The sequence below is a fragment of the Flavobacterium sp. U410 genome (assembly GCF_053570605.1).
Map to the genome: position 1 here is coordinate 14,577 of NZ_JBSEFI010000030.1, position 19,654 is coordinate 34,230.

The 19,654-nt window shown below is 34.5% G+C and carries 15 protein-coding genes; 4 read left to right on the top strand and 11 right to left on the bottom strand.

The window, feature by feature from the left end; translation table 11 throughout:
* Nucleotides 1-51: 51 nt before the first annotated feature.
* The 8 genes from pgi to uvrC form a co-directional block, all read right to left on the bottom strand.
* Nucleotides 52-1,689, bottom strand: coding sequence for a glucose-6-phosphate isomerase (pgi, locus tag ACUSJC_RS15685; RefSeq protein ID WP_449270513.1), 1,638 nt, complete (start codon nt 1,687-1,689; stop codon nt 52-54).
* Nucleotides 1,689-2,930, bottom strand: coding sequence for a peptidoglycan DD-metalloendopeptidase family protein (locus ACUSJC_RS15690; protein ID WP_449270514.1), 1,242 nt, complete (start codon nt 2,928-2,930; stop codon nt 1,689-1,691). The genes pgi and ACUSJC_RS15690 overlap by 1 nt, the downstream gene beginning before the upstream one ends.
* 18 nt (nt 2,931-2,948) lie before the next feature.
* Nucleotides 2,949-3,881 carry a tryptophan 2,3-dioxygenase family protein gene (locus tag ACUSJC_RS15695; RefSeq protein ID WP_449270515.1) on the bottom strand — a complete coding sequence of 311 codons (933 nt, stop codon included), beginning with the start codon at nt 3,879-3,881 and terminating at the stop codon, nt 2,949-2,951.
* Between the two features lie 3 nt (nt 3,882-3,884).
* A complete protein-coding gene (locus ACUSJC_RS15700; RefSeq protein WP_449270516.1) occupies nt 3,885-4,661 on the bottom strand; it encodes a DUF3108 domain-containing protein in 777 nt (258 codons plus the stop codon).
* Nucleotides 4,662-5,022: 361 nt separating this feature from the next.
* Nucleotides 5,023-6,186: a 4-hydroxyphenylpyruvate dioxygenase gene (gene hppD / locus ACUSJC_RS15705; protein WP_449270517.1), complete on the bottom strand. Its 1,164-nt coding sequence runs from the start codon at nt 6,184-6,186 to the stop codon at nt 5,023-5,025.
* A gap of 77 nt (nt 6,187-6,263) precedes the next feature.
* Complete coding sequence (locus tag ACUSJC_RS15710) at nt 6,264-7,421, bottom strand: homogentisate 1,2-dioxygenase (RefSeq protein ID WP_449270518.1); 1,158 nt, start codon at nt 7,419-7,421, stop codon at nt 6,264-6,266.
* 185 nt (nt 7,422-7,606) lie between these two features.
* On the bottom strand, nt 7,607-9,835 hold the full coding sequence (locus ACUSJC_RS15715; RefSeq protein ID WP_449270519.1) for a patatin-like phospholipase family protein: 2,229 nt from the start codon (nt 9,833-9,835) through the stop codon (nt 7,607-7,609).
* Entirely contained in the window at nt 9,832-11,637 is a 1,806-nt protein-coding gene (gene uvrC / locus ACUSJC_RS15720) for an excinuclease ABC subunit UvrC (RefSeq protein WP_449270520.1), read from the bottom strand. Before uvrC ends, ACUSJC_RS15715 begins: the two co-directional genes overlap by 4 nt.
* Nucleotides 11,638-11,712: 75 nt before the next feature.
* Here uvrC and ACUSJC_RS15725 point away from each other — a divergent pair, with 75 nt between their 5' ends.
* Genes ACUSJC_RS15725 through ACUSJC_RS15740 form a run of 4 tightly spaced genes read left to right on the top strand, consistent with a single transcriptional unit; the run spans nt 11,713 to nt 14,758 of the window.
* Nucleotides 11,713-12,681, top strand: a complete 969-nt coding sequence (locus tag ACUSJC_RS15725; protein ID WP_449270527.1) for a succinylglutamate desuccinylase/aspartoacylase family protein — start codon at nt 11,713-11,715, stop codon at nt 12,679-12,681.
* 54 nt (nt 12,682-12,735) lie between these two features.
* A complete protein-coding gene (locus tag ACUSJC_RS15730) occupies nt 12,736-13,974 on the top strand; it encodes an aminotransferase class I/II-fold pyridoxal phosphate-dependent enzyme (RefSeq protein ID WP_449270521.1) in 1,239 nt (412 codons plus the stop codon).
* Complete coding sequence (locus ACUSJC_RS15735; RefSeq protein ID WP_449270522.1) at nt 13,967-14,530, top strand: 5-formyltetrahydrofolate cyclo-ligase; 564 nt, start codon at nt 13,967-13,969, stop codon at nt 14,528-14,530. Before ACUSJC_RS15730 ends, ACUSJC_RS15735 begins: the two co-directional genes overlap by 8 nt.
* A gap of 39 nt (nt 14,531-14,569) precedes the next feature.
* Nucleotides 14,570-14,758 (top strand): hypothetical protein, encoded by a 189-nt coding sequence (locus ACUSJC_RS15740; RefSeq protein WP_449270523.1) that lies wholly within the window; start codon nt 14,570-14,572, stop codon nt 14,756-14,758.
* A 56-nt stretch (nt 14,759-14,814) separates the two neighbouring features.
* On the opposite strand, the gene ACUSJC_RS15745 is transcribed toward ACUSJC_RS15740, so the two are convergent.
* The 3 genes from ACUSJC_RS15745 to ileS all read right to left on the bottom strand — a co-directional run bounded on the left by ACUSJC_RS15745 (nt 14,815) and on the right by ileS (nt 19,474).
* Entirely contained in the window at nt 14,815-15,414 is a 600-nt protein-coding gene (locus ACUSJC_RS15745; protein ID WP_449270524.1) for a lipoprotein signal peptidase, read from the bottom strand.
* A 203-nt stretch (nt 15,415-15,617) separates the two neighbouring features.
* Nucleotides 15,618-15,998, bottom strand: coding sequence for a TraR/DksA family transcriptional regulator (locus ACUSJC_RS15750; RefSeq protein ID WP_449270525.1), 381 nt, complete (start codon nt 15,996-15,998; stop codon nt 15,618-15,620).
* Nucleotides 15,999-16,006: 8 nt separating this feature from the next.
* Nucleotides 16,007-19,474, bottom strand: coding sequence for an isoleucine--tRNA ligase (gene ileS, locus ACUSJC_RS15755; protein WP_449270526.1), 3,468 nt, complete (start codon nt 19,472-19,474; stop codon nt 16,007-16,009).
* Nucleotides 19,475-19,654: the final 180 nt, after the last annotated feature.

A 19,654-nucleotide genomic window follows, 5' to 3' on the forward strand; every position in this document is an offset into this window, starting at 1 on the left:
TTTAAACATTTAATCGATAAAAGACTTAGAAAATTTTATAAAATATTTTTATTAAGAAAGAAAATTGCGAAGTAAAAATTCTGTGGAAGCATCGTGCTGGTTAACTTTTACTTCATTTATCTCTGACAAGATGGAATTTGCCAATTGTTTTCCTAATTCAACACCCCATTGGTCATAACTAAAAATATTCCAAATTACTCCTTGAACAAAAATTTTGTGCTCATATAAAGCAATTAACGAACCTAAAGTTTCCGGTGTCAAAGAATCAATTAGCAATGTATTGGTTGGTTTGTTTCCGTCAAATACTTTAAAAGGTAAAAGATAATCGGCAAATTCTCCGGAAATACCTTGTTTTTCAAATTCGGCTTTTACTTGATTTTCGGTTTTACCCATCAACAAAGCTTCTGTTTGAGCAAAGAAGTTTGACATCAATTTATTATGATGATCCGTATTTCCGTAAAGTGATTTTTTGAAACCGATAAAATCGGTCGGAATCAATTTGGTTCCTTGGTGAATCAATTGAAAAAAGGCATGTTGTGAATTGGTTCCAGGTTCTCCCCAAATGATAGTTCCGGTTTGGTAATTTACCGGATTGCCATCTCTACCAATACTTTTCCCGTTACTTTCCATGATACCTTGCTGTAAGTAAGGCGCTAATTTTTGTAAATATTGTGTATACGGAATTAAAGCTTCGGTTTCTGCGTCAAAGAAATTATTGTACCAAACGCTTAATAACGCCAATACAACCGGAATGTTTTGTGAGAATTCAGTTGTTTTAAAATGCGTATCCATTTTATTAGCACCCGTTAACAAAGCATCAAAATTGTCGTAACCAACACCTAATGCGATAGATAAACCAACAGCACTCCAAAGCGAAAATCTTCCGCCAACCCAATCCCACATTGGGAAAATATTATCTTCTGCAATACCGAATTCGGTTACTTTTTGAATATTGGTTGAAACAGCAACGAAATGCTTTGCCACGTCTTCTTGTTTTGCTGATTGTAAGAACCAACTTCTAATGGTTTCAGCATTGGATAAGGTTTCTTGTGTTGTAAATGTTTTGGAAACAATCACAAAAAGGGTCGTTTCCGGATTCAATTTTTTAATCACTTCCTGAACATGATCGCCATCAACATTGGATACGAAATGAACGTTTAAGTGGTTTTTATAGAATTGTAAAGCCTCAACTACCATTGCCGGACCTAAATCAGATCCTCCAATTCCAATGTTTACTACATCTGTAAAAGCTTTACCGGTAAAACCAGTTGCATTTCCTGAAATTACTTTTTCTGAAAAAGCTTTAATTTTTTCTTTAACCGCATACACTTCCGGCATTACGTTTACACCATCGACTAAAACTACTTCTTCTTTTTTCGCGCGCAATGCTGTATGCAATACTGCTCTTTTTTCGGTCTGATTTATTTTATCACCTCCAAAATAGCTTTCTATAGCTTCTTTTAATTCGATTTCATTTGCTAATTCTAAAAGCAAGGTCAATGTTTTTTCATTGATTTTATTCTTAGAATAATCTACTAAAAACTTTTCCCATTTGATATGGAATTTTTCGGCACGTTTTGAATCTTGTTGAAACATTTCTTGCATAGACACATTGTACATTTCTTCGAAATGTTCTCTAATTTTTTGCCATGCCACTGTACCTGACGGATTAATAGATTGTAAGCTCATTATTTATTGAATTTAACTTTTAAAATACTATCTAGTTCTTGTTTAAACGGTTTGATATATGCCAGATATTTTACTCTGTCTTTTTCAGCCATCGGTTCTGCATTAGGCAACTGTAACCTCAGCGGATCTACTTGCACTCCATTTTTCCAAAAGCGATAACATACATGTGGGCCTGTTGCCAAACCTGTACTTCCTACTTTTCCAATAATTTGTCCTTGCGCAACATATTGTCCTTTTTTAACCAAAATTTTAGACATGTGTAAATATTGTGTCGAATAAGTTCCGTTGTGTCTGACTTTTACAAAATTACCATTTCCTGAAGTATACCCCGCTTTTTCTACAACTCCAGCTGCTGTTGACTTGATTGGCGTTCCATGTGGTGCTGCATAATCTGTTCCGTTATGGGCTTTCCATCGTTGTTGTACCGGATGAAAACGTCTAGGAGAAAAACGAGAAGAAATTCTGAAATAATCTAGAGGTGCTTTTAAGAACATGCTTTTTAAAGCCATTCCTGCTTCATCATAATAACTAGATTCTCTTTGTTCCGGTTTCAACTTATAAGGAAAAGCGTAGAAATCTTTTCCTCTGTGCTGAAAATAAGTAGATTCTATATGATCAATTCCGGCATAAATAGAATCTTCTATGAATTTTTCATATAATGTAACTGCAAATTTATCTCCTTTTTGAATTTTAAAGAAGTCGATGGAATACGCATAAACTCCTGCTAGCTTTGGTGCTAAAGAGGCGCTTACTCCGGCTTTGTCTAATGTTTCTGACAACGACCCTTCAATCTCTGCCGCAACAGTTCTTTTCTTAATAGATGTTGGTCGTTGTTTGTTGAGAACCACTACAGAATCTTGCATATCAATAACTGTATAATGGATTTTATCCTTAACATAGATAAATGCTTTTAAATCATTTTTCTTTTGTTTATCAAATAACAAAACATAAGGATTTCCGGCTTTCATTCCTCTTAAGTTAAAAGAATCTCTGATTTTTTCCGTTAATTGATGAACGTTCAAACTATCGGGCAAAACATAATTCTGTAATAAGGTACCGAAAGTATCTCCACTTTTAATTGTATCATTAACCACATGGAAATCATTGTATACAAAACCGTACTTTTTAATAATTGGTTCTGTAACTTCAATTTTTTCTTTTGGTTTTTCTTCTTTTTCCTTTTTGGTATCGCAAGCTATTACAATCGTAAACAACAGTAATAGTGATGTTAGGTATTTCAATTTAAATTTGTTTTCGCATTAAACATTCTCTCCCCAATTCTCAATTTCTTCTTTAGACCATAATTCCGGAAAGAAAATTCTTTTTTGGTATTTTGGCAACATGTATTTTTTCCAATCGCTACCACCAGTTGCTTCTCCATTTCCATGTGCGCTATCAATATACTTAACAGCTGTTTTAAAATGTCCCATTACCCAAGTGATATTGACTGTTTTGTCGTAGTGACGCATAGCCTCTATTAAATCGGGGTTTTTCTGGTCTGTTTCCGGCAATTGTTTGAATTTTCTCCAAACATTTATAGTATTGTATTCTTCCATAAATTCTAAAAACTGTTTTTTGTAACGTTTTTCGAATTGTTGAATTAAATACGTCCTCTCTCCTGTTTTATAATCTTTACCTGCAGCTTGCCAGTACAAATGCTCAAAAGCATGTTCGTAAGGTGTATTTCTATCTATTGTTGGTCTAAAACGAGCATCAATCAGATTGATTAAATCGGTAGAAGCAAATTCTATTAAACGGTATTGCGCGCTCTGGAATCCGCTGGCCGGTGTAAGTGTATTTCTGAATTTAAGGTATTGTTCTACTTCCATTCCATCTGTCATGATATCAAATGAAGTGGTTAACATATTAAAATAACGACTGATTCGTCCTAATTTTTCTGTAAAATAATCTGTTGTGGGCAATTCGGTGTGACATAATTGATCTATCTCCCAAAGTATCATTTTAAACAACAACTCGTTTACTTGATGATACATGATAAACACCATTTCATCCGGCAAGGTTGTTCTTTGTGTTTGCAAATTTAAAAGCGCATCCGTTTGAATATAATCCCAATAGGTGATGGGTTTAGACCATAAAAGTCCTTCTAAATGCGTTTCTGTATTTTGGTTAATTGCCTTAAATTTTTGCTCTAAAGCTTCAATCTTATCTTGATAAAGCGATTTTGTATTCATGAGTTATTTTTCCACTTTTATTTTAAAAGAATTTTTCAACCCTTTAAATCCGTCCAAGTCTGCTTTCAGCGATCCAACGGCTAAGCTTGCCTTAATTCTAACGGGAATTTTGTTATCATCATTTGATACCCAAACCGTTAAACTTTCTTCTTCTTTAAAAACGCGTCCAGCTTGCACATAAGGTCTGAAAATTTTACACGGAATTGTTCCAAATTTAGTCTTTATATCTTCATTACCAAGATATTTTAACTTAAACTTTGTAGTTTCATCGTCAAAAAACATGTCTATCGCAATGTATTCTCCTTCTTTCAATTTATCAATTTGCGGATGATTTCTAAGGTAATAGAATGACGAAACAATATCTTGAACGTTTTCAGGAACGGAAAAAGTCTTTTCTGTATTTTTTTTATAATCTTTTACTAAAACGGTATTACTGTTTTGGTTAAAGTAACCAATCTGATTTTTGGTGTAGCCTCCTTCATCAATCTTACGAACAAACTGATAGGGTTTCCCGGTATCCCTGTCAAAATAGCTTTGGTAGTCATCTTCTACTTTGAAAAACAATTTTGTCATTCCTACTGTCCATCCTTTACCTTGAACATGATGAACTTTTCTGTTGTTTTTAGTAGCTTCCTTTATTTCAAGTGTAGCATATCCGGCATTTATCACTCCGTAATGAATTCGGAATTTAAACCATTCTCCTGCTTGAAATGCATCTTCTTTTTGCACAAAAGAATTTGTGAAAACAAATAATAAAAGTAACAATCCTAGTTTTTTCATGTATTTATTTTTTTATGAATATCTAATTTATGTTTAATTCACAACCCTCTCATTACCACTATGTAATCTTTTTGTTGTAATTTGATATTCAAGAGAATGCAATTTCTGTTCCAAAAATAATAAAACAAAAAAACCCAGTCAAAAAATATGACTGAGTTTTTTATGTTATTAACCAACCAAAAACTATAAATTATGAAAAATTATTTACAAAAAAGAATTGTTAACCATTTCCTTTTTTGCGAGTGCAAAGGTAATTAGTTTTTACATTTTTCTCAACGAAAAACAAACTTTAACCTTTTTAACACATTATTTTCAACAAGTTAGCGTTCGTTTTTGATTAGTTCACAATAAAAATCAGTTTTTACAATGTACCTCTTAATTCTTGCTCTCTTTCAATTGACTCAAAAAGAGCTTTAAAGTTACCAGCACCAAAGCCTCTAGCCCCCATTCTTTGAATAATTTCAAAGAAAAGTGTTGGTCTGTCTTCAACTGGTTTGGTAAAAATCTGCAATAAATATCCTTCTTCGTCAGCATCGATCATGATACCTAGTTTTTGTAATTCACTGATGTCTTCTTTGAATTTAGACATGTGATCCTTCAATCTTTCCGGAATAGCGTCATAATAAGCTTGCGGCGGTGTACTCAAGAATTCGACTCCTCTTGCGCGCATATCCGTTACTGTTTTAATAATATCATCAGTAGCAACCGCAATGTGTTGTACTCCTTCATCTTCATAGAAATCTAAATATTCTTCAATTTGAGAACGCTTTTTACCATTTGCAGGCTCATTAATCGGGAATTTAATTCTACCATTTCCATTTGACATTACTTTAGACATCAAAGCTGAATATTCAGTAGTAATTTGTTTATCGTCAAAAGAAAGGAAGTTCACAAATCCCATTACGTCTTCAAACCATTTTACGGCTTCATTCATTCGGTTCCAACCTGTATTTCCAACCATGTGGTCGATGTATTTTAATCCAACCGGTTTTGGATTGTAATCAGATTTCCACTCGCTATAACCCGGCATAAAAATACCATTATAGTTTTTACGCTCTACGAAAACAAATACTGTTTCTCCATAAGCTCCATAAATTCCTGCACGAACTACTTCTCCATTTTCATCTTTCTCAACAACCGGTTCAAAATATGATTTTGCTCCACGTTTTGTTGTTTCTTCATAAGATTGACGAGCATCTTCTACCCAAAGCGCTACAACTTTAACACCATCTCCGTGTTTTTTTACGTGTTCTCCGATAGGCGAATTACTGTTTAAAGCTGTTGTTAAAACCAAACGTATTTTATCTTGCTTTAACACATAAGAAGCTCTGTCTTTTACACCAGTTTCTAATCCTGCATACGCTAATGATTGAAAACCAAATGCTGTTTTATAAAAGTGAGCTGCTTGTTTTGCATTACCAACATAAAATTCTACATAATCCGTCCCTAAAAGCGGAAGAAAATCTTGTGCTCCTTCAAATATTTTTTCTAGTCCGTATTCTACGGATTTTATTTCTTTTTCCATGATTGTATTTAGTTTGTGTGTTTACTAGGTCGATGACCTTGCTGTTGTATTATTTAATAGTTTGTCTCCAATGAAAATTATTCTAACCACGATTGGTAGTATTTATCATCTGCAATTTTCATAGCATCTTCTGTAACCATTAGCGGTTTGAAAGTATCTACCATAACTGCTAGTTCTTGTGTATCAATTTTACCGATACTTCTTTCCGTTGCTCCGGGATGTGGACCGTGAGGAATTCCCGCAGGATGCAATGATATATGTCCGGCTTCAATGTCATTTCGACTCATGAAATCGCCATCTACATAATACAACACTTCATCACTATCGATATTACTGTGATTGTACGGTGCCGGAATAGCTTGTGGGTGATAATCATACAAACGAGGCACAAATGAACAAATCACAAAAGCATCTGTTTCAAATGTTTGGTGTACCGGAGGCGGTTGATGAATTCTTCCGGTAATGGGCTCGAAATCATGAATTGAAAATGCATACGGATAATTGTACCCATCATATCCTACAACATCAAATGGATGTGTAGCATAAACCATGTCGAAGATTTCGTCTTTCTTCTTGATCTTAATCAAAAAATCTCCTTTTTCGTTATAGGTTTCTAATTCTTCCGGGCGACGAATATCACGTTCGCAAAACGGAGCATGTTCTAATAATTGACCAAACCAGTTGCGGTATCTTTTTGGAGTATAAATCGGTCGGTGTGATTCTACAATGAATAAACGGTTATCTTCGGTATCAAAATCTATTGTATAGATCATTCCACGAGGAATCACTAGATAATCACCATACTCGAATTTTAAATTTCCTAGCATGGTTCTTAGTTTTCCGGTTCCTCTGTGAATGAAAATCACCTCATCAGAATCGGTATTCTTATAGAAATAATCTGTAGTCGATTTTTTGGGTGCAGCCAAAACAATATGACAATCTGAATTGGTCAGTACAATTTTTCTACTTTCTAAGAAGTCATCTTGCGGTTTTACTTGAAAACCTCTTAAACGATAGGATTGAATATTATTTTCTTTGGCAATTTTTGGAGCTACACTATATTGTCCTTTAATCTCTTTTACTTGAGTAGGACGATGTTCATGATACATATTGGTTGACATGCCGTCAAAACCAATGGTTCCAAAAAGCTGCTCGTAATACAAATCGCCATTTTCTTTTCTGAATTGAATGTGGCGCTTGTGGGGAATTTTACCTAATTTATGATATATCGGCATAATCTTTTTAGTTTAAAAGTTAAAAGTTAAAAGTTAAAAGCTGAGACTTAAAAACTTTCATATTAATCTAAAAGATATAAAACTCACTCAGGATTTCTCTTGATGAGGAATTTCAAATGAGATAATAAATTTTCCCAGTGTAAATTCATAATATCGCAAATATAGCGAAATATTTTTGAATTATCCTAAAACCAAAAACCAACTGCAAACCAAGTATAATGATCTCGTGTTTCCGGCGACCAAGAATGTTTAATTTCAATAGGACCTATAATAGTTTCCATTCCATAACCAAAAGCATATCCTGAGTATTGTGGCTTAGTCAACCAATTTTCAACACTATCAAAAAGACTGTTTCCTATATTGGCATAATTTGCTGTAAAATTCAGATGATGTTTTCTGTAAATCTCATAATCAAAAGTTGCACTGCCTTTCACATAACTATCTCCCATTAAACTTAAGTAATCATAACCATAAAAAGGTCTAAAGTTATTGATGGGAGCAAACCCATAACCACCCAATATAAAATCAAAATAATTAATAGATTTTTCGCCTACATTAAAACCTCCTTCGCATTGTAATTTAATGGTTGCTTTTTTATAGAATGTTTTTGCAACACCCATATCTGCTTTTGCAATGCTAAAATTCTGGAAATTATCCGGATCTATAGAAGAGTATAAAAACGATTTTAGTTCTCCATTAAAGTACCAACCTCTTTTAGGGAAATATTTGTTGTCAAAAGAATCGTATTTAGCATATCCGAAAACTGAAAAGTAATTATTGTTCTCAAAAACCGGATTTGTATTCACTATGTTATCGGATCGGATTTTTAGAAACTTTAACTCTCCTCCTGCTCCTATTGAAAATTTTTGAGCAAAAATGGTTTGCACATAAACTTGATTGCTGATATCTGTAAAATCAACATTTATAGAATTTAGTCCTAAATCTGTCAATGTTACTCCATTATTGAAATCATTTGGAATGTTTCTGTTAAAATCAACCATTTTAGAATTGATTCCGAAGCTCCAATAAAAACCGTTATCGATATAATAATTTAGATTATACCGTAAATTGTCTCCTAAAATAAAATCGAGAGACAACACATCATTTTTAGCTAAGAATTTCTTTTTGGTATAATTCAACAGAACAGAACTTTTCAATAAATCGTCATAATGTAACCCAAACTTTAAAAAAGCTGTTTTCTCTTTTTCTCTCAAAAAAAGGTTAAAACGTTTTGTTCCTTCTTTCGATCCTTCTGAAAAACTATAGTTAATTGTTCTAAAGTTTTGACTTGCATTTAAATTGTCGATACCTCTAACAATATCATTAAAACTAATTTTAACATTGGGCTTAAATTTTAGTTTACCTCTAACATAGGCTCTGGTAAAGTCTTCCAATTCATTGATTTCAATATCCGATATTATCAACGAATCTTGTACTATTGCAGATTCTCTATAAACAGGATGATGAGGAACTAATTTCAATAAATCATTTTCTTTAATAGTTGCTGCTTCAACTCCTTTCAGAATAATATCATAGCCATAATCAAAAGACATCATATTATATTCCCTAATATCAGGTTTAATATAAACATCCGTCAATTTCCTTTTCCCTTTCATTTTTTCAATCATTCCTAAATTATTCACCTGAAGCAAAACACTGGAAGCTCCTTTTAAATCTTCTCTTGTTTTTAAACCATCCTGAACATCAACTCCAATAATGATATCCATTCCCTTTTCGCGCAACAACTCTACAGGATAATTATTAACAATCCCTCCGTCTACTAAAAGTTTCCCATCAATTTCAATAGGATTATAAAGCGTAGGAATAGCTCCGCTGGCAATCATTGCCTGCGGTAAATTTCCCGATTCTAAAACTACTTCTTTCCCAGTCTCTACATCAGTTGCAATGCAGAAAAAAGGAATGGGTAATTTTTTAAAATCTTGAGAACTGCAAACGTTAAAAGTCAGTCTTGATAATAAATTATAATTGTAAAGACCTTTAGAAAGTGCCGTTGGTAGCCCTAATCTGAATTTGTCAAAAGGAAGTGTAAGCGCATAAATTTCGTCATTTCTCTTTTCATAAAAGCTTTTAGAACCTCTCGGAATATAATCCTGAATCAACGCTTCTGTATCAACATCACTAAAAATTGAATCTAACTGTTTAGCCGTATATCCTGATGCATATAAACCTCCGATAATAGCCCCCATACTTGTCCCTCCGATATAGTCAATTTTTATACCGAGCGAGTCTATTACTTTTAACGCACCAATATGCGCCAAACCTTTAGCACCACCACCACTAAGGACAAGTCCTATTTTATGCGTTTTGTGTTCCTGATCTAGTGAAGTCGTATCTTGCGCTAAGCTGATTGGGGCTAAAAATAGTAGGCTTATCAACAAGAAAAGCTGTTTCATTCTTTATTTGGATTCAATGTCTGGTAAAATTCGGAAATTTTTTTGGCTTTTGAAAGCCCTACAACCTCTGAAATCTCTTTTTCTGAGGCTTGTTGCAATCTTTTAACACTTTTGAAATGTTTCAGTAACGTTACCATCGTTTTTTCGCCAATTCCCGGAATGGTTTCCAAGGAAGTTTGCAAAGCCGACTTACTTCTTCTATCGCGATGATGTGTGATTCCAAATCGGTGTGCTTCATTTCTCAAATACTGAATGGTTTTTAAGGTTTCCGATTTTTTATCTAAATACAACGGCACCGGATCTTCCGGATAAAATAATTCTTCCAATCTTTTGGCTATGCCAATAATTGCAATTTTCCCTCTTAATCCCAAATCGTCTAAACTTTTTAATGCCGATGACAATTGTCCTTTTCCACCATCAATTATGATTAACTGAGGTAATGGTTGGTTTTCATCTAACAATCTTTTGTATCTACGATACACCACTTCCTCCATAGAAGCAAAGTCATTAGGTCCTTCAACTGTTTTTATATTGAAATGACGATAGTCTTTTTTACTCGGTTTTCCGTCTTTAAAAACCACACAAGCGGCAACTGGATTCGTTCCCTGAATATTAGAATTATCAAAACATTCGATGTGACGTGGCTCAACCGAAAGTCGCAAATCTTTCTTCATTTGCGCCATAATTCGATTCGTATGTCGATCGGGATCTACAATTTTTATTTGCTTCAACTGATCCAATCGATAATGCTTAGCATTGCGTTCCGATAAATCGAGAATTTGTTTTTTATCGCCCAATTTTGGAACAGTAACTTTAATATTTTCTCCCAAATCAACTTCAAATGGCACAATAATCTCTTTCGAAAGCAAATGAAAACGTTCTCTCAATTCGACAATTGCCAATTCTAAAAGTTCCTGATCGGTTTCTTCTAATTTCTTTTTCAATTCCAATGTATGCGAACGAATAATGGCACCATGCGAAATCTGCAAAAAATTCACATACGCCATGGTTTCGTCTGAAACAATGGAGAACACATCGATATTGGTAATTTTCGGATTTAGAATAGTTGATTTCGCCTGATAGTTTTCTAAAACGTCAATCTTATCTTTTATTTTTTGTGCTTCTTCAAACTTCATGTCTTCCGCTAATTCCATCATGAGCTTCTTGAAATCCTTCAAACTTTCTTTGAAATTTCCTTTCAAAATTTCGCGAATCGCTTGAATTTGGTCTTGATAATTTTGCAGCGTTTGATAACCTTCACAAGGTCCTTTACAATTTCCAATGTGATATTCTAAACACACTTTATATTTTCCCGAATCGATATTAGCTTTCGACAAATCAAAATTACACGTTCGCAACGGATATAATTCTTTAATCAAATCCAGAAGTGTGTGAACCGTTTTCCCGCTGGTGTAAGGTCCAAAATATTCCGAACCGTCTTTAATCATTTTTCGGGTTTGAAATACTCTTGGAAAAGCTTCATTCTTAATACAAATCCACGGATAACTTTTGTCATCTTTTAACAACACATTGTAGCGCGGTTGTAACTTCTTGATCAAATTGTTTTCTAAAAGCAATGCATCTGTTTCCGTAGGAACCACAATATGTTTGATAGAAACTATCTTTTTTACTAAAACCGAAGTTTTGTAATTATCGTGGTGTTTACTGAAATAGGATTGAACTCTTTTTTTTAAGTTTTTGGCTTTACCCACATACAGAATTTTCCCGTCTTTATCATAGTATTGATACACTCCGGGACCATCGGGTAAAGTTTGTATTTGAAGTTCTAGTGGCGACTGCATTTTTAGAAGAAAAGAATGAACAACAAAGATAAAAGAATTGTTTTTTTTATTGGCTATTTTTATATTTTTGGTAACATGAATGAGATAAGACCTTTACACCTTTTTGGTGAGACTATTTTACCCGGAGAAAGCAAAACAATTAGTATGGAAATTGCCAAATTACATACCATGAATAAGCTAAAAGTTCCTATTATCATTGAGCGTTCGAGGATTCCGGGACCAATAGTTCTTTTTTCTGCGGGTTTGCATGGCGATGAAATTAACGGAACAGAAACCGTTCGTCAAATCATCACAAAAAAAATAAACAAACCAAAAAAAGGCACTATCATTTGTATTCCTATCATTAATATTTTTGGTTTTGTGAACCAAACTCGTGAATTTCCGGACAAACGCGATTTAAATCGAGTGTTTCCGGGAAGCAAGACCGGTTCGCTGGCCAGTCGGTTTGCTTATTATATCGTGAAAGAAATTTTACCTAATATTGATTATGTGATAGATTTCCATGCGGGCGGTGCCCAACGTTTTAACGCGCCACAAATCCGCATTGAACAAGGAAACCCGGAACTCAAAGAATTAGCCGAAGTTTTTCATGCGCCATTTACCTTATATTCCAAAAATATTTCAGGTTCGTTCCGGAGTACTTGTGATAAACTAGGAGTAAAAATGCTACTTTTTGAAGGCGGAAAATCTTTGGACTTAAACGAAGAAATTACAAATGAGGCCTTGCAAGGAAGCAAGCGCTTTTTGGAACATTTAGGCATGTTGAATCCAAAGAAAAAAGCTTCTGAACCTCCACATACTTCTATCTATATTGAAAAATCAAATTGGATTAGATCCAAATATTCCGGAATGTTTCATGGTGTTGCACAAATCGGTTCTTTTGTTAAAAAAGGAGAACTTTTAGCAACCATTTCTGATCCGTATGGAAAAATAGAGCACAAAGTAAAATCGACTAATGATGGATATTTAATCAATGCTAATCACGCACCTTTTGTGTATCAAGGTGATGCCATTTTTCATATTACAACCCATTTGGAAAGCTAACATTTATCATTTTTGAAAAAATTCTAAGATTGTACCTTTGGAAAAATTTTAGGTATGCAATTTTGGAAAAAACTTACGCAAGAACAGCGTTTACACAGAATACAACAAGCTTTACAGGAAAATGTCAACTTCTCAAAAGATGCTTCATTAGGTTATCCGGCTTCCAAATTAGACGGAAGAGTTTTTTATGATGATGCTCCTTTTTTGAAAGATGCACCAACTTTACAAACGTATGTTGCTAACCCAAATAACATTGGTTGTCATACTTTTGGCACTTCTGAAAAAGCGTTTTGCGGCACACAAGAAATAGAAAGAGAAGTATTAGATGTTATTGCTGTTGATATTTTTAAAGCCCAAGAAAACGAATATGACGGCTACATTGCTCCCGGCGGAACAGAAGCTAATATTCAGGCACTTTGGGTTTTTCGCAATTACTTTTTTAATACATATAATGCAAAACCGGACGAAATTGCCATTTTAGCTTCGGAAGACACTCATTATTCTATTCCAAAAGGTTCTAATTTATTGCAAGTCGATTGGCTTAAAATTCCGGTTGATTTTAATACGAGAGAAATCCAAAAAGAACAATTGGAAACCATAGTAGAAAATGCCATTAAAAACGGAAAAAAATATTTTATGGCTGTTGCCAATATGGCTACTACCATGTTTGGTTCTGTTGACGATCCTAATCTTTATACTGATATTTTAGAGAAACACAATGTTCCGTACAAACTCCATATTGATGGTGCTTATGGCGGATTTGTGTATCCGTTTTCTAACCCGAATTCAACGATTAACTTTAGTAATCCAAAAATCAGTTCGATTACCATTGACGCCCATAAAATGCTACAAGCTCCTTATGGAACCGGTGTTTTTATTTGCCGAAAGGGTTTAATCGAAAATGTGTTAACCAAAGAAGCCGAATATGTAGAAGGAATGGATTTAACCCTTTGTGGAAGCCGTTCGGGCGCGAATGCCGTTGCCGTTTGGATGATTTTGTTTACGTATGGTGCTTACGGTTGGTTTGAAAAAATCAGTATTTTACAAATGCGCACACAATTTTTATGTGACGAATTAGACAAACTGAACATTGACTATTTTCGCGAACCTTTTATGAATTTGGTAACCATTCATGCTGAAAATATTCCGCATAAAATAGCCGAAAAATACGATTTGGTTCCCCAACAACATAACGAACATAACAAATGGTATAAAATTGTCTTAATGGATCACGTAGAAATTGATCATTTAACTACTTTTATAGACGATTTGAAATGGGCTATAAATGGATAAAAAGGAACTAAGGAAAAAGTATAAAGAGAAAAGGCAAAAATTGAGCTTAGAAGAAATTGAAGAAAAGAGTTTGGCAATTGCCAATAACTTGCTTCGATTAGCTATTTGGGACAAAACCTATTACCATCTTTTTCTCCCCATTGTAGAACATAAAGAAGTTGACACCGAATTCCTTTTGCAAATTTTAGCCGGAAAAGACAAAGAAATTGTGATTTCGAAAAGCGATTTTGACACGCTAGAAATGACGCATTTTTTATTGACCGATAACACTAAAATTGTAAAAAACGAATATAACATTCCGGAACCTGTAAATGGTTTACCTGTTCCTACAGAAATGATTGATGTGGTTTTTGTACCGCTTTTAGCTTACGACAAACAAGGAAATCGTGTGGGTTATGGAAAAGGCTTTTACGACAAATTTCTGAGCCAATGCAAACCCGATGTGATTAAAATCGGGCTTTCTTTTTTTGAACCGGAACAACAAATTGAAGATGTTATAGAAACAGATATAAGATTAGATTTTTGTGTGACGGATAAAGAAATTTTAAATTTTTAAATTTTAGATGTATTCTTGTAAAGAATTTAATTTATCCCTATGAAAAACTTAACTTTCAAAAAAGCCTTCCAAGTCATTTTAATTTTTGCTTTTGCTTTCAGTCTAAGTAATTGTAAAGTTCATAATAATAAAACAGTAATAAAATCAGCGCCTCCTGGTCAAGTTAAAAAAGCTACCGGAGCTAAAAGTGCAAAAAACTATGCGCCAGGTCAACGTAAAAAGAAATAGAAACAGAAAGCCCAATTTAAAAGTTGGGCTTTCTGTTAATTTATTATTTTTTTAAATCACTTTCCAAACGCTCTTTTATTAAACACAATCAAAATACCTACTCCAGTCGAAATAGCAACGTCAGCAACATTAAAAATGGCATTAAAGAAAGTAAAATACTTTCCGCCCCAAACAGGTATCCATTCGGGCAAGTATCCTTCCCAAATCGGGAAATAAAACATATCTACTACTTCACCATAAAACCACTTTCCATAAGGTTCACTAGCAAATAAAGTCGCTACCTGATGATTACTATGATCAAAAATTACCCCATAAAAAACAGAATCAATAATGTTCCCAACCGCTCCGGCAAGTATTAAAGCAATCGCCACTACAAGATAATTTGAAGCGTGTTTTTTAATAGAATCCCAAAGCCACCAGCTAATTCCGCCTACAGCTACAATTCTGAAAAGAGTCAAGGTCAGTTTCCCATAATCTCCGGGAATAACAGCGCCCCAGGCCATTCCTTCGTTTTCAATAAAATGAATTTGAAACCAATCCCATCCTAAAACTTTAATAGATTCGCCTAAGTAAAAGTGCGTCTTGATATAAATTTTCGAAACTTGATCTATGATAAGGACTAAAAAAACTAAAATATAAGCTTTCTTTAATGACATGTTCTTGATTTTGAAGTGCAAAAGTACTGATTTTTCTATATTCTATTTCAAAAACGAAAAAAAGTAATTTTATTGAGTAACCAATTGATTTTAAATAAACTTTAACGCTTTATCGTAAAAAAAATTCCAAACTTTTCCTGCTCAACCGTGGTTAAGAAGTTAAAGTTTGGAATTTACCCTATACGGGATTTGGAGTTATCTTCTTATCGTTGCAAATTTTTTGCCTCGATACTCATGGTCGCATGAGGAACAATTTTCAAACGTTCTTTCCCGATTAATTTCCCTGTTACCTTACAAATCCCATAAGTTTTGTTCTCAATGCGAATTAAAGCATTTTTTAAATCGCGGATGAACTTTTCTTGGCGTATGGCTAACTGAGAATTTGCTTCTTTAGACATGGTTTCGCTTCCTTCCTCAAAAGCTTTAAACGTAGGTGATGTATCATCCGTTCCGTTGTTTAAACCATTCATGTAGGCGCTTTTAATCAACTCTAAATCAGCTTTTGCTTTTTCGATTTTGGCTAAAATCAGTTCTTTAAATTCCGCAAGTTCAGCGTCGGAATATCTTACTTTCTCGTCTACCATAATTTCGATCATTTAGAAATTAATACTATTGTTTTCAAATCATCAAACTCAATTTCTGTACCATTTTCAATTTGGTCAACAAAAACAAGTTCGCTTGTAAGCGTTTCCGATTTAATGTAGCCTTCATTTGCTTTAACAGCCGGTTCAATTTGATCGTTATTTAACAATTGAACTTTTATCTTGTCGGTTACTTCAAAACCAGAATCTTTTCTGATATTTTGAATTCTGTTCACCAGTTCTCTTGCTATCCCTTCGTTTCTCAAATCTTCCGTAATGGTAATATCAAGTGCTACCGTAATTCCATTGGCATTGGCTACTAACCAGCCCGGAATATCTTGTGACGAAATCTCTACATCTTCGGTTGTTAAGATAACACTTTTTCCTGAAATATCAAGCGTTATCTGCCCTTCACGTTCCAAGACATTGATTTGATCTTGACCAAAAGACTGTATCTCTTTGGAAATCAACCCAATATCTTTTCCAAAACGTGGCCCTAATGCTTTAAAATTAGGTTTAATTTGCTTCACCAATACCCCAGAAGCATCATCCATTAACTGCACTTCTTTAACGTTAACTTCCGCTTTAATCAAGTCAGAAACCGCCTCAATTTCAGCTTTAAAAGCAGCGTCAAGTACAGGAATCATCACTCTTTGCAGCGGTTGACGTACTTTTATCATTTCTTTTTTACGCAATGACAACACTAAAGACGAAACCGTTTGTGCTTTCAACATTTTGCTTTCCAAAGATTTATCAACATATTTTTCAACAAACTTTGGAAATTCCGCCAAATGTACACTTTCAAAAGATTCTGATTGTGTTGCTTGTGTTAAATCACGGTAAAGTTTGTCCATAAAGAATGGCGCTACCGGAGCCGAAAGCTTAGCCACCGTTACCAAACACGTATACAACGTTTGATAAGCTGCAATTTTATCTTGTGCATATTCGCCTTTCCAGAAACGACGACGGCACAAACGAACGTACCAGTTACTCAAATTCTCCTGAACAAAGTCAGAAATAGCTCGAGTGGCTTTTGTAGGCTCGTAATCTGCGTAACATTCGTCTACAAATTGAATCAAAGTATGTAATTCGGATAAAATCCAACGGTCAATTTCCGGTCTTTCTTCTAACGGAACTTCGGCTTCTGCATATTTAAACCCATCAATATTGGCATATAAAGCAAAGAACGAATAGGTATTGTAAAGTGTTCCAAAGAACTTACGACGAACTTCGGCAACACCTTCAAGGTCAAATTTTAAGTTATCCCACGGATTGGCATTCGAAATCATGTACCAACGCGTAGCATCGGGGCCAAATTCAGCCAAAGTGGTAAACGGATCAATTGCGTTTCCTAAACGTTTCGACATTTTTTGTCCGTTTTTGTCTAGGACTAAACCGTTTGACACTACATTTTTATACGCTACACTATCAAAAACTAAAGTTCCGATAGCATGTAAAGTATAAAACCATCCACGAGTTTGATCGACACCTTCTGCAATGAAATCAGCCGGATACGATTCGTGTTTATCAATGAATTCTTTGTTTTCAAACGGATAATGCCATTGCGCATAAGGCATCGCACCTGAATCGAACCAAACGTCAATTAAATCCGTTTCGCGTTTCATTGGTTTACCCGAAGGCGAAACTAACACAATGTTATCCACTATATTTTTGTGTAAGTCAACCAAATCATAATTGGTTTCCTCCATATTTCCAACCACAAAACCTTGGTATGGATTCTCCGTCATAAAACCAGCTTCAACCGCTTCTTCAATAGCATGGAATAGTTCTTCTACCGAACCCACACAAACTTCTTCTGTTTTGTCTTCTGTTCTCCAAATAGGCAATGGAATTCCCCAATAACGTGAACGCGATAAGTTCCAATCGTTTGCATTTTTTAACCAGTTTCCAAAACGTCCTTCTCCGGTTGCTTTTGGTTTCCAATTGATGGTTTCGTTCAATTCAAACATTCTATCTTTTACCTCAGTTACTTTAATAAACCAAGAATCTAACGGATAGTATAAAATAGGCTTATCGGTTCTCCAACAATGCGGATAACTGTGCACGTATTTTTCAACTTTGAACGCTTTATTTTCTTCTTTTAAACGAATAGCAATTTCAACATCTACCGATTTCTCAGGAGCTTCACCATCATTATAATATTCGTTTTTCACATATTTTCCAGACAAATCACCTAAACCGTCAATAAATTTTCCTTGTAAATTAACTAAAGGAACAGGATTTCCATTTTCGTCTAAAACCAACATTGGCGGCACTTCCGGAGTAGCTTCTTTGGCTACTTTAGCATCGTCTGCACCAAAAGTTGGCGCTGTGTGAACAATACCTGTACCATCTTCTGTAGTAACGAAATCACCAGAAATTACGCGGAACGCATTTTCAGGATTTTGGAACGGCAATGCATAAGGCAATAACTGTTCGTATTTAATTCCAACTAAATCAGCACCTTTAAATTTCTTTAAAACACTCCAAAATCTAATTTTTCCTTTGTGTTCTACTTTTTCTGTAGTATTAACATCTTTTAAAACATCGAAATCGGACAATTCAAATCCAACATTATAATTCCCTCCAACTTCAGTTCCTGATTCTGGAAACTCAAAATATTTCTTAAAAAGATTTTCAGCTAAAATTAAATTTAAAACTTCTCTTTTCCCATCAATATCGTATCTACTAATTGTTCTAACCAGAACATAATCAATTTTTGGTCCAACGGTTAAAGCCGTGTTACTTGGCAACGTCCAAGGCGTAGTCGTCCAAGCCAGAAAGTGAACCGTTCCAAAACCTTGCAAGAAGCTTGGCAACGTTTCTTCTTTTGCTTTAAACTGCGCTACAATAGTGGTATCCGTAACATCGCGGTAACAACCCGGTTGGTTTACTTCGTGAGAAGACAATCCTGTACCCGCTTTTGGAGAATACGGTTGGATAGTATATCCTTTGTATAGTAAATTTTTATCGTAAATCTGTTTCAGCAACCACCAAACCGTTTCCATGTATTTAGGTTTGTAAGTCACATACGGATCTTTCATATCGACCCAATATCCCATTTTTTCAGTCAAGTCATTCCAAACGTCCGTATAACGCATAACGGTTCGTTTACACGCTTCGTTGTATTCGGTTACTGAAATTTTGGTTCCAATATCTTCTTTGGTGATTCCCAATTCTTTCTCGGTTCCTAATTCTACCGGAAGTCCGTGAGTATCCCAACCTGCTTTACGTTTTACTTGAAATCCTTTTTGGGTTTTGTAACGACAGAAAATATCTTTAATAGAACGCGCCATTACGTGGTGAATACCCGGCAATCCGTTAGCCGAAGGCGGTCCTTCGAAAAACACATAGGGTGCATTTCCTTCACGAGTAGTTACACTTTTTTGAAAGATATCATTTTGTTTCCAAAAATTTAAGACTTCCGTTGCTACATTTGGCAAGTCAAGTCCTTTGTATTCAGTAAATTTTGTACTCATTTTTGTCGTTTCCTTAAATCAATTTGCGAAAGTAAGGATTTTTACAAAAGAGAGCAAAAAATAGGCAAAGAGAGTGTCTTTTTAGTTCAAAAAGACAAAACTTCCACAAATCATTTTTATTTAAAAAAAGAAAGCTGCCTTTTTGAGGCAGCTTTCTTTTTATCTAGAAATAGAATTAAG

What these genes read in the sequence shown, in the direction of transcription:
- ACUSJC_RS15730 (WP_449270521.1), top strand. Translation starts at nt 12,736, where the DNA reads ATGCAATTTTGGAAAAAACTTACGCAAGAACAGCGTTTACACAGAATA.
- ACUSJC_RS15740 (WP_449270523.1), top strand. Translation starts at nt 14,570, where the DNA reads ATGAAAAACTTAACTTTCAAAAAAGCCTTCCAAGTCATTTTAATTTTT.
- ACUSJC_RS15750 (WP_449270525.1), bottom strand. Translation starts at nt 15,998, where the DNA reads ATGGTAGACGAGAAAGTAAGATATTCCGACGCTGAACTTGCGGAATTT.
- ACUSJC_RS15715 (WP_449270519.1), bottom strand. Translation starts at nt 9,835, where the DNA reads ATGAAACAGCTTTTCTTGTTGATAAGCCTACTATTTTTAGCCCCAATC.
- ACUSJC_RS15745 (WP_449270524.1), bottom strand. Translation starts at nt 15,414, where the DNA reads ATGTCATTAAAGAAAGCTTATATTTTAGTTTTTTTAGTCCTTATCATA.
- ileS (WP_449270526.1), bottom strand. Translation starts at nt 19,474, where the DNA reads ATGAGTACAAAATTTACTGAATACAAAGGACTTGACTTGCCAAATGTA.
- ACUSJC_RS15725 (WP_449270527.1), top strand. Translation starts at nt 11,713, where the DNA reads ATGAATGAGATAAGACCTTTACACCTTTTTGGTGAGACTATTTTACCC.
- ACUSJC_RS15695 (WP_449270515.1), bottom strand. Translation starts at nt 3,881, where the DNA reads ATGAATACAAAATCGCTTTATCAAGATAAGATTGAAGCTTTAGAGCAA.
- ACUSJC_RS15710 (WP_449270518.1), bottom strand. Translation starts at nt 7,421, where the DNA reads ATGCCGATATATCATAAATTAGGTAAAATTCCCCACAAGCGCCACATT.
- uvrC (WP_449270520.1), bottom strand. Translation starts at nt 11,637, where the DNA reads ATGCAGTCGCCACTAGAACTTCAAATACAAACTTTACCCGATGGTCCC.
- hppD (WP_449270517.1), bottom strand. Translation starts at nt 6,186, where the DNA reads ATGGAAAAAGAAATAAAATCCGTAGAATACGGACTAGAAAAAATATTT.
- ACUSJC_RS15735 (WP_449270522.1), top strand. Translation starts at nt 13,967, where the DNA reads ATGGATAAAAAGGAACTAAGGAAAAAGTATAAAGAGAAAAGGCAAAAA.
- ACUSJC_RS15700 (WP_449270516.1), bottom strand. Translation starts at nt 4,661, where the DNA reads ATGAAAAAACTAGGATTGTTACTTTTATTATTTGTTTTCACAAATTCT.
- pgi (WP_449270513.1), bottom strand. Translation starts at nt 1,689, where the DNA reads ATGAGCTTACAATCTATTAATCCGTCAGGTACAGTGGCATGGCAAAAA.